This is a genomic window from Neorhizobium galegae (assembly GCF_021391675.1).
Taxonomy (GTDB): domain Bacteria; phylum Pseudomonadota; class Alphaproteobacteria; order Rhizobiales; family Rhizobiaceae; genus Neorhizobium; species Neorhizobium galegae_B.
Genome location: NZ_CP090095.1, coordinates 1,201,637 through 1,210,702 on the forward strand (window position 1 = coordinate 1,201,637; position 9,066 = coordinate 1,210,702).

The 9,066-nt window shown below is 62.6% G+C and carries 12 protein-coding genes; 7 read left to right on the forward strand and 5 right to left on the reverse strand.

Translation table 11 applies throughout. The features are described from left to right. Positions 1–96 precede the first annotated feature (96 nt). Positions 97–489 carry a DUF930 domain-containing protein gene (locus LZK81_RS05940; RefSeq protein ID WP_046607215.1) on the forward strand — a complete coding sequence of 131 codons (393 nt, stop codon included), beginning with the start codon at positions 97–99 and terminating at the stop codon, positions 487–489. Between the two features lie 2 nt (positions 490–491). Here LZK81_RS05940 and LZK81_RS05945 read toward each other — a convergent pair whose 3' ends face one another. Continuing rightward, positions 492–1,646: an AI-2E family transporter gene (locus LZK81_RS05945; protein ID WP_370649297.1), complete on the reverse strand. Its 1,155-nt coding sequence runs from the start codon at positions 1,644–1,646 to the stop codon at positions 492–494. Between the two features lie 99 nt (positions 1,647–1,745). Beyond that, positions 1,746–2,609 (reverse strand): VOC family protein, encoded by an 864-nt coding sequence (locus tag LZK81_RS05950; RefSeq protein ID WP_233955493.1) that lies wholly within the window; start codon positions 2,607–2,609, stop codon positions 1,746–1,748. A gap of 207 nt (positions 2,610–2,816) precedes the next feature. Here LZK81_RS05950 and LZK81_RS05955 point away from each other — a divergent pair, with 207 nt between their 5' ends. The 4 genes from LZK81_RS05955 (at position 2,817) to LZK81_RS05970 (ending at position 5,041) form a co-directional block, all read left to right on the forward strand. Beyond that, positions 2,817–3,227: a universal stress protein gene (locus tag LZK81_RS05955; protein ID WP_046607218.1), complete on the forward strand. Its 411-nt coding sequence runs from the start codon at positions 2,817–2,819 to the stop codon at positions 3,225–3,227. A 14-nt stretch (positions 3,228–3,241) separates the two neighbouring features. Beyond that, the gene (locus LZK81_RS05960; RefSeq protein WP_046610730.1) at positions 3,242–3,574 is read left to right on the forward strand and encodes a TraR/DksA family transcriptional regulator; all 333 of its coding nucleotides are present in this window, start codon (positions 3,242–3,244) and stop codon (positions 3,572–3,574) included. Positions 3,575–3,660: 86 nt separating this feature from the next. Then, the gene (trhA, locus tag LZK81_RS05965) at positions 3,661–4,326 is read left to right on the forward strand and encodes a PAQR family membrane homeostasis protein TrhA (protein ID WP_233955494.1); all 666 of its coding nucleotides are present in this window, start codon (positions 3,661–3,663) and stop codon (positions 4,324–4,326) included. A gap of 211 nt (positions 4,327–4,537) precedes the next feature. Continuing rightward, complete coding sequence (locus LZK81_RS05970) at positions 4,538–5,041, forward strand: GNAT family N-acetyltransferase (protein ID WP_233955495.1); 504 nt, start codon at positions 4,538–4,540, stop codon at positions 5,039–5,041. A 32-nt stretch (positions 5,042–5,073) separates the two neighbouring features. On the opposite strand, the gene LZK81_RS05975 is transcribed toward LZK81_RS05970, so the two are convergent. Further along, positions 5,074–5,706, reverse strand: a complete 633-nt coding sequence (locus LZK81_RS05975) for a LysE family translocator (RefSeq protein WP_046607222.1) — start codon at positions 5,704–5,706, stop codon at positions 5,074–5,076. 177 nt (positions 5,707–5,883) lie between these two features. Here LZK81_RS05975 and LZK81_RS05980 point away from each other — a divergent pair, with 177 nt between their 5' ends. Beyond that, positions 5,884–6,786, forward strand: coding sequence for a DMT family transporter (locus tag LZK81_RS05980; RefSeq protein WP_233955496.1), 903 nt, complete (start codon positions 5,884–5,886; stop codon positions 6,784–6,786). A gap of 12 nt (positions 6,787–6,798) precedes the next feature. Here LZK81_RS05980 and LZK81_RS05985 read toward each other — a convergent pair whose 3' ends face one another. Then, entirely contained in the window at positions 6,799–7,344 is a 546-nt protein-coding gene (locus LZK81_RS05985) for a MarR family winged helix-turn-helix transcriptional regulator (protein ID WP_233955497.1), read from the reverse strand. A gap of 92 nt (positions 7,345–7,436) precedes the next feature. On the opposite strand from LZK81_RS05985, the gene LZK81_RS05990 reads away from it, so the two are divergent. Then, positions 7,437–8,399, forward strand: a complete 963-nt coding sequence (locus LZK81_RS05990) for a DMT family transporter (RefSeq protein WP_233955498.1) — start codon at positions 7,437–7,439, stop codon at positions 8,397–8,399. A gap of 52 nt (positions 8,400–8,451) precedes the next feature. Here LZK81_RS05990 and LZK81_RS05995 read toward each other — a convergent pair whose 3' ends face one another. Beyond that, complete coding sequence (locus LZK81_RS05995; protein WP_233955500.1) at positions 8,452–9,018, reverse strand: TetR/AcrR family transcriptional regulator; 567 nt, start codon at positions 9,016–9,018, stop codon at positions 8,452–8,454. Between the last annotated feature and the right edge of the window lie 48 nt (positions 9,019–9,066).

Here is a 9,066-nt window from a genome sequence, read left to right on the forward strand (position 1 = left end):
CAATCACATCATCCTATTTCCCGTTCTGGTAGGTGGTCAATTGCGTAACCGTCTCATAGTTTCCGCCCGTCCGAGTCATATTGGATAGGAAATGACATGATAAAAACCTGGTCACTCGCCGCGCTGGCCCTTCTTTCCGCCCTGCCGGCCCATGCGCTGGATGCCCGAATCGTCCGGCAACTCGACGCGCTCGCTCCGGATGAGCGGCGTGAGCAGCGCTGCGATATCGAGGCGATGGATCGCATCAAACAGGACAACAAGGGCGAGTTCAAACCGGACAAGGTGATTGCCTACACGTTTGGCGATCCGATCGAGGCCGGCAACGCCATCCGCGCACCGGGCGCTGTTTTCCGCAGCGCCGGCGACTGGTACCGGCTCAAATACAAGTGCGAGACCGGCGACAAGGGTCTGGAAGTGATGTCCTTCGACTACAAGATCGGTTCGAAAGTCCCGCGCGAAGAGTGGGAAAAGTATTACCTCTACGATTGAGGTCATCCCGGCAGGTTCGGCACGGTCTTCTTGTCGGGGAAGAGTTCGTTCAGCACGGTCATCATGATCAGCGAGATCGGTAGCGCCAGCATGGCGCCGACCGCGCCCCACATCCAGGTCCAGAACAGGATGGCGATGAAGACGATGAAGGGATTGATCTCCCATTGCCGGCCCATGATCGCCGGGAAGATCAGGTTCTCCATGGCAAGGTGAACCGTGAAGAAGATGATCGCTGGAATGAGGCCGAGCAGCAGGGCGTCATGGGTGAGAATGCCGGCAATCGCCACCGAGATCGTCATCAGCGTGATGCCGAGGAAGGGGATGAAACTCGAGACGAAGGCGAACAGGCCCCAGAGCACCGGCATGGAAAGCCCACCGAAATAGGCAATCAGCGTCATCACCAACCCAAGCCCCAGATAGAGCAGGCTGGCCGTCGCGAAATAATAGCCGAGTACCTCGTCGATCGAGTTGAGCACCCGGATTGCCATCAGCCTCTGCCGGCGTGTCGGAAAGGCGAGGATGATGGTGCGCCGCAACCGCACCCGGCCGTAGAGAAACAGCAGGAGAGCGGCAAAGAAGATCATCCCCTGGATGATCGCCGGCGTCAGGTTAGCGGTGACGATGCCGAGAATATTGCCGGAATTTTCGATCAGCGACTGCATCGACATCGGCCCCGTCTCGAAGGTCGCAGGCGAGACGTTGATCCAATGCTGGCTTTCGAGGAAGGGCCTGATGCGGTTGATGGTCCGCTCGATGAAACTCGGGCCTTCCTGCAGCAGCGTCGCGACCGGTTCGGCGAGCGAATTGGCGATCAGGAACAGGACCGCGAAGACGAGTGTCGACAGGATGAGGGCGATGCCGAAGCGCGGCACGCCGGCCCTGCTCAGCCGATCCGCGACGAGCCCGAGGATCAGTCCGACGACGACGGCGAGCGTGACCGGGATCAGGATCAGCGACATGTAGTGGACCAGCGCGAAGAACACGATCGCGAAAATGCCGATCACCGCCCAAGCCATCGCAACATCGAGAGCCTCGCGTCCGAGCGTCAGGTTCTCGGTCGATTCGATATCCTCGGGACGCAACGCCGTTTCCCCTCGGGGCTGCGCGGCGAGGCCGATCGGATGTCTTTTCGGCTTGCTGCCGTTGCGCGCGCTCATGATCGCCATATGTCCAGAGGTCCCCGTGATGCCTCTTAACGCAAAAGCGGCGCTCCGGTTCCGGGGCGCCGCTGGTCCGCAAAACGGGGCGGATCAGGCTCAGGCGGCGAGCGTCAGGCCGATGCCCCAGGGATCTTTGAGCGACCAGCCTTCGGCTGTCCTCGTCGTGGCGATCTCCTGGGTGTCGAGCGCAGTCAGCGCCCTGTCGAGCGCCGCCTTGTCGTTGAACCGGACCGTGTAGTCCGAAAGCCCGGTCATGTTGCCTTCGCGGGCCTGCGCGCCGCGGCTGTTCCAGATATTGGCGGCGATATGGTGGTGGTAGTCGCCGGTCGCAAAGAAGCTGGCGCCGGGATACCGCGCCATGATCTTCAGGCCCAGCACGTCGCGATAGAAGGCGTCTGCCTGCGGGATGTCGCCGACCTGCAGATGGATGTGGCCGACGGCCGTGCCATCCGCCATGCCGTCAAACGCCTGCTTGGGAGCGCTGTTGTAGAGTTCCTGCAGGTTCAGGCGCTCGGTCGCCATGGCGATCGTGCCGTCCGGCTGATGGGTCCATTCCTGCGGGGTTCGGTCGCGGTAGATCTCGATACCGTTGCCCTCGGGGTCGGACAGATAGATCGCTTCGCTGACGAGGTGGTCTGATGCACCCTCCAGCCGGATATTGTTGTGGGTGGAATGTGCCAGCCAGTGGGCAAGCTCCTGCCGGTTCGGCACCAGGAAAGCGGTGTGGAACAGGCCGGCGGCATTGCGCGGCGCACGGGCGACGTTTTTGCCGGTCGTCAGCGTCAGCAGCGGTTGGCCGCCGACGCCCAGCACCTCACCGCTCGGGCTCTTTTCGAGAACCTTCAGGCCGATAATGTTCTGGTAGAAGCCGGAGACCAGGGCCAGGTCGCTGACGACCAGATGCGCGCCGCGGACATGGGCCGGGCGGGTCAGGGCGAAGGGTTGCGTGACGTCGGACATATCGAAATCCTTTCTGCGTCGGGCGGATCGAAACGCCCTGTTGCAACCTATATGGCCCATGTCCATCGTTCACGACAGGGCGTAAACTGATGATGGATCGTCTCCAAATTGTGGACAATAGACGGGTTTGACCTCGGTCAAGGCCGGTTCAGACCAGGTGCAGCTACGATAGACCGAAAGACGTGAAGGAGATCGAAAGGAGATCGCATGTACAAGAAGATCATCGTCGCAGTGGATGTCTCCGCTCTGGAAAAGGGCGAGCGCATCCTGCTCACCGCAGCGAACCTGCTCGACAAGGACGGCACCATCCTGATCGTCAACGTGGTCGAGGACATGCCCGCTTATCTCGTCTCCGAACTGACCGTCGATCTGACCGTCGCAGCCCGTCAGGATGCCGAGCGGCAGCTCGTCGAGCTTCGCCGGAAGGCCGGCATCGAAGCCGATATCGAGATCCGCCAGGGCGCGCCGGCGCGCGAAATCCTGGCCGCTTCGGCGGATCAGGACGCCGACCTGATCATCGTCGCCTCGCATATCCCGGACCTGTCGAACTACCTGATCGGTGCCACCGCCGACCGCGTCGTGCGCCACGCCACGTGCTCGGTCCTCGTCGACCGCTGAGAAGGAACGGACCCATGGATACGACAAGATATGGACATATTCTGAGGGCGAGAAAGGCGGAGCTGGAAAGCCGCCTGAACCGCATCGAACAGGATTTCGTCACGCCCCGCAATCCTGACGACGACGACCGTGCCGTCGAGCGCAACAATGACGAGGTGCTGGAAGAGCTCGGCGAAACCGGCGAACGGGAGCTTGCGGCGATCGACGCGGCACTTCACCGCATCGCCGCCGGCACGTTCGGCGTCTGCGCCAGATGCGGTCAGCCGATTGCCGAGCAGCGCCTGGATGCCGTACCGCACACGCCCCTTTGCCAGACCTGCGCCGGCGAGGTGTCGGGCGAAGTTTAACGCAGGAAACGGAATGTGAATCCTCCCTCTCTTGCCTTCCGCAGTGGTCATGCTCATTCTTAAGATCGAGGCAGGCGGAAGGTCGGATGAACGAGTTTTTCAATTTCGGACGGAAGTACGATTTTCACGAGATCGTCGCGGATGGCATCATCCACGGCATCGGCATCGTGTTTGCACTGGTTGGGGCCACCGCCCTGATCTTCTATGCGACCGTCTGGTCGAGCCATGGCGAGATCGCCGCCGCCTGGATCTACGGCCTTGGCCTGATCATCTGCCTGTCGATCTCGTTTACCTACAATATCTGGCCTCACTCGCGCACCAAATGGGTGCTGCGGCGGCTCGACCATTCGGCGATCTTCATCCTGATCGCCGCGACCTATACGCCGTTCCTGCAGCGCGGTGCGCACGACCCGTGGATATTCGCCATGCTTCTGGCGATCTGGGCGACCGCCATTTTCGGCATCACGCTGAAATGCCTGTTTCCCGGCCGTTTCGACAAGCTGACGATCCTGCTCTATCTCGCCATGGGCTGGAGCGGCGTGATGGTGGCGGGGCCGATCTCGCAATATCTCCCGGCCGTCACCGTCTGGCTGATCGTCATCGGCGGCTTCATCTATTCGCTGGGGGTGATCTTCCACGTCTGGGAGCGGCTGCGGTTCCAGAACGCCATCTGGCACGGGTTCGTCGTCGCCGCCGCCGCCGTCCACTACGGCGCGGTGATGACCTGCTTCAGCCTCTCCGGCGGTTCTTGATCCGAGGTTCGGTTTGTTGCGGCAGTCGACCGGCTTCAGGCTCGCGACTCCGCCATGCTATCGGCCAAGCCAGGACTGTCGGCAAATGCCGGGCTCTGTCCTCCCGCATCGATTCCAACGAAGTTGTCAAAGGAGAAGGCCAACAAATCTGGACTCGCTATTCGATCGTCTGATATAGTGGACGAAAGAATATCATGATGGACACCATTCGATGACCGAACCCCTCATCCGCGACGCCACCGAAACCGATCTCTCCACTGTCACGGAGATCTACAACGACGCGGTCGCCAACACGACGGCGATCTGGAACGAAGTCCTGGTCGATCTCCAGAACCGCAAGGAGTGGTTCTCCGCCCGCAAGGCGCGCGGCTTCCCGGTTCTGGTCGCGGAGGTCGGCGGCAAGGTCGCCGGTTACGCTTCCTACGGCGACTGGCGCGCCTTCGACGGTTTCCGCCACACGGTCGAGCATTCCGTCTACGTGCACCGCGATTTCCGCGGCGCCGGCATCGGCCGGCTGCTGATGCGGGAACTGGTCGCTCGCGCCGCCTCGGGCGGCATCCACGTCATGGTCGCCTGCATCGAGGCCGGAAATACCGCCTCGATCGGCCTGCACGAGAAGCTGGGCTTCCGCACCGCCGGCACCTTTTCCGAAGTCGGCACCAAGTTCGGCCGTTGGCTGGATCTGACCTGCATGGAGTTGAAGGTTACGGGGTGAGATGGCGCGGGGCTGCTTTTTTAATAGACTGACTAACTCCGCTGCAGCGCCAGATGCGCGCCGAGACCGACCAGCAGCGCCCCTCCGGCCCGCTGCATCAGCCTTTGCGCTCCGCTCGAGCGCTTCAGCCGGGTAATGACAGCGCCGGCGAGGAAGACGCAGACGATATCGGCGGACGAGAACATCAGGTTGACGATCGTCCCGAGGATCACGAACTGCAGCCAGATGGGGAAGGCGGCCGATGCGTCGATGAACTGCGGCAGGAAGGCGAGGAAGAAGATTGCCGTCTTCGGGTTCAGCACTTCCACCGTGATGCTTTCGAAAAACGCCCGCCGACCGGATTTCTGGGCGATCTCCGGAAGTTCGACATCGCCCGCCGCCTTGGCGCGGAACAGCGAGATGCCGAGCCAAACGAGATAGGCCGCGCCCGCCAGCTTCACCGCCAGATAGAGCATCGGCACCGCATGGAACAGCACCGAAAGCCCGGCGGCTGCGGCAAACACATGCGCATAACCGCCGATATGGATGCCGAGCGAGGCCATCAGCCCCGACCACCGTCCGCGCGCCAGCGTCTGGGCAGCGGCATAAAGCATGGCCGGCCCGGGTATATAGGCGAACACCGCAGTGGTGGCGAGAAAGGCGAGAAACAGCTCGGTCGAGGGCATATCGTGTTCCTTGAATGAGTCCGCATCATTGCAACAGGCGGTGCCCGCCCGCAAGTGCGCTCAGCCGCTGCCGTTCGAGCAGCGCAGCTTGAGAACACTTCGATCCGCACCGAAGCATCCGCCCTGCGTCCTGACCTAGAACACCCGCATCGAAATGCGAACAGGCCAGGCGAGATCATGCCGAACACACCGAATATGACCAAAGAACTGGCGCTGCTATTGGCGCTCTCCACGCTCTGGGGCGCCTCCTATACGTTCATCAAGATCGGCGTCGAAACCATCCCGCCGGTGACCCTGATTGCGCTGAGAACCCTGATCGCCGGGGCGGTGCTGCTCGCCGTCATCCGCTGGCGCGGCCTGAAACTGCCGCGCGGCGGGGCCATCTGGGCGCGCTTCCTGTTCCAGGCCTGCCTGAACAGCGCCGTTCCCTTCACGCTGATTGCCTGGGCGGAACAATCGACCGAGGCCGGGCTTGCTGCCATCCTCAATTCCACCACGCCGATCTTCGCCTTCCTGATCACGGCGCTGGTCACCCGCCATGAGCCGGTGACGGGTCGAAAACTGTTCGGCGTCGGCGCGGGGCTTGTCGGCATCTGCCTTGTCATCGGCGTGCAGGCGCTCTCGGGCCTGGGGGAGGGACTTGTACCTCAGTTGGCGATCGTGCTGGCGACGGTGTGTTATGCCGGTGCGGCAATCTTCGGCAGGAACTTCAAGGGTCTCGATCCGATCATGCCGGCGGCGGGCTCGCTCGTCTGCGGCGCCGCGCTGCTGGTCCCGGCAAGCCTGATCCTCGACAAGCCCTGGACGCTTGCGCCCTCCCTGGAATCGATCCTCGCGCTGGTCGCGCTCTCAGTCTTCTCCACGGCGCTCGCCTTCGTCATCTATTTCCGGCTGATGCAGACGCTCGGTTCGGTCGGCGCGACGTCGCAGGCCTATCTGCGGGTGCCCGTCGGGGTGGCGATCGGCGTCGTCTTTCTCGGCGAAAGCCTGCATGCGAGCGCTTGGATAGGCCTGATCTGCGTCGTCGCAGGAGTTGCCGCCATGACCTTGCCGGCACGTCGAAAGCTCGCTTCCGTGTGAGCCCGCCTTCCGTCAATCCTCCGTCGGCTCCGGTGGTCCCTGTCGTGAAAGATGGGCCTCGACAGCGAGATTCAGTTCCCGCAGCAGGTCGGCAAGCTGTGCCTTCTTCTCCGGATCGAAATCCGCGATCGCCTCCGCCTCGCTTGCCATGTCCCGCCGGAATGCGGCCTCCGCTCTGCCGATGCCTTCGTCCGTCAGCTGCACCGCAAGGCTTCGACCGTCTCTGTCGGACGGGACGCGCTTGATCAGTCCGGCTTTTTCCAGCCGGCCGAGCCGGTGGGTGAGACTGCCGGAGGCGATCATCAGCGATCGGTAGAGTTCCGTCGGCGTCAGCCGATGGGGCGGCCCGGAGCGCAGCAGCGTGCCCACGACATCGAACTCCCCGCGGTCCAGCTGGAACGATGCGAATGTCGCCTCGATCGACGGCGTGACCAGCCGCGACAGGCGGTAGATGCGGCCGAGAATCTCCATCGGCCCCGTGTCGAGATCCGGCAATTGTTTGGCCCACTGGGCCCGCGCCCGGTCGATGTGATCCTGCGTTTTTTGCTCTCGCGCCATTCCGATTCTCCGTCTCGATAAAACTATCTTGACATGAAGATAAATCGGGCGCAAATATCTTCACATGAAGATAAATAGGTGAGGAAACGACCATGCCTTCGATCGCCGCAAGGAAGCCTTTTGAAATTCCGCTGATCGTGCTGATGCTTGCCTGTTCCTTCCTGTGGGGAGGCGCCTTCATTCTGCTGAAGCTGGCGGGCACCGCGCTCTCTCCGCTCGCCCTGACGGCGGTGAGAGGGCTGATGGGCGGCAGCCTGATCGCCATATGGATGGTCGTCTCCGGCCACAACATTCTCCCGCGCGGACGGGAAATGCGCGACTGGATCGTCCTCGGTTTCCTGCAGGGCGTCGTGCCGAACAGCCTGACGGCCTACGCGCTGACGGAAATCTCGGCGGGCCTGACATCGATGATCCAGGCCTCCACGCCGCTCGTCGTCGCGGTTCTGGCGCAGGCGCTGTTTGCCAGCGAACGGCTGACGCCGAAAGTGGCGCTCGGGCTTGCGACCGGCTTCGGCGGCATGGTCCTGCTGATCGGCCCGGCAGCGCTCGGTGCCGACAATGTCAGCCTTCGCGGCGTCGGCGCCGTGGCCATCGTCGCGGTCAGCTATGCGCTCGGCAATCTTTATGTGCGCGGTATTCCAGGTGCTCAGCCGGTCCGGCTGGCGCTGGGACAGCAGCTGTTTTCCGGCCTGCCGACCTTCGCGGTGATGATCTATCTCGGCGGTCTTTCGGCCTTCTCTCCGGCACTCGACAACCTGCCGCTGCTTGTCGTCCTCGGCGTGTTCGGAACGGCCCTGCCGATCGTTCTCTACATGAACATCCTCAAGAAGGCAGGTCCGACCATCGGTTCGATGAACGGCTATTTCCTGCCGCCCTGGGCGATCGTCCTCGGTTTTGTCCTGCTGGGTGAACCTGTCAGCCTGAGAGAGATCATCGCCACCGCGATCGTGCTTGCCGGTGTCGCGATCGTGTCGCTGAAGACGGAAATTCTGTTGATCGCCTGCCGCAGGCTGGTCGCTGCCCTTCGGCCGCGGTGCAGCGGCAAGATCACCTGAACGGGGAGCCTGAACCGGACGGTTACGAAAGGCCAGGTAGTCCGGGCCTTTCCTATCGTCCGGGCAGTACCGCTGCCACGAACTCTTCCAGGCTCCTGCGCACATGCGCATCGATCGGCCCCGCGGGATTGAATCCCCACCAGAGAAGGCAGCCCTGCCACTGCGAGGCCATCAGCATGCCGATATTGTCAGGCGTGCCCGGCGTCGCCGCAAAACAGGCGGTGATCGCGGCGGACAGAACCTCGCCCCAGGCAAAGCCCCGGGCGCGCAGGCGAGGATCGCGAAAATCCTCGCGCAGCATCAGCAGGCCTTCGGCGTAAGCCTCGATGCCGCCATAGTCTCCGGAAAGCGTAACGAGAATGTCCACGGCACCTTGAGGCGTCTTCGGCGCGGCGGTGATCGCCGCTTCCGTCTTGGCATCCAGATCGTCCCAGGCAAACAGCAGCGCGGCGCGGGCAAGTTCTTCCTTGTTCTTGAAGCGCTGCACCAGCGTCGAGCCGGAAAGGCCGCAGGCCGTCGCGAGCGAGGCGAAGGTCAGCGCCTCCGGGCCTTTTGCGTGCATCACCTTCAGCGCCGCCGCCAGTACGTCCCTGTCCGGCATGGTTTTTGGTCGCGCCATCTTGCCTCTCGAATTATAAACGAATAAACGTTTATATATTGCCTCGAT

Bases quoted from the DNA above. Each gene is read 5' to 3' on its own strand.
- LZK81_RS05995 (WP_233955500.1), bottom strand. From the start codon at position 9,018: ATGGCGCGACCAAAAACCATGCCGGACAGGGACGTACTGGCGGCGGCG.
- LZK81_RS05955 (WP_046607218.1), top strand. From the start codon at position 2,817: ATGTACAAGAAGATCATCGTCGCAGTGGATGTCTCCGCTCTGGAAAAG.
- LZK81_RS05985 (WP_233955497.1), bottom strand. From the start codon at position 7,344: ATGGCGCGAGAGCAAAAAACGCAGGATCACATCGACCGGGCGCGGGCC.
- LZK81_RS05950 (WP_233955493.1), bottom strand. From the start codon at position 2,609: ATGTCCGACGTCACGCAACCCTTCGCCCTGACCCGCCCGGCCCATGTC.
- LZK81_RS05960 (WP_046610730.1), top strand. From the start codon at position 3,242: ATGGATACGACAAGATATGGACATATTCTGAGGGCGAGAAAGGCGGAG.
- trhA (WP_233955494.1), top strand. From the start codon at position 3,661: ATGAACGAGTTTTTCAATTTCGGACGGAAGTACGATTTTCACGAGATC.
- LZK81_RS05940 (WP_046607215.1), top strand. From the start codon at position 97: ATGATAAAAACCTGGTCACTCGCCGCGCTGGCCCTTCTTTCCGCCCTG.
- LZK81_RS05970 (WP_233955495.1), top strand. From the start codon at position 4,538: ATGACCGAACCCCTCATCCGCGACGCCACCGAAACCGATCTCTCCACT.
- LZK81_RS05945 (WP_370649297.1), bottom strand. From the start codon at position 1,646: ATGAGCGCGCGCAACGGCAGCAAGCCGAAAAGACATCCGATCGGCCTC.
- LZK81_RS05990 (WP_233955498.1), top strand. From the start codon at position 7,437: ATGCCTTCGATCGCCGCAAGGAAGCCTTTTGAAATTCCGCTGATCGTG.
- LZK81_RS05975 (WP_046607222.1), bottom strand. From the start codon at position 5,706: ATGCCCTCGACCGAGCTGTTTCTCGCCTTTCTCGCCACCACTGCGGTG.
- LZK81_RS05980 (WP_233955496.1), top strand. From the start codon at position 5,884: ATGCCGAACACACCGAATATGACCAAAGAACTGGCGCTGCTATTGGCG.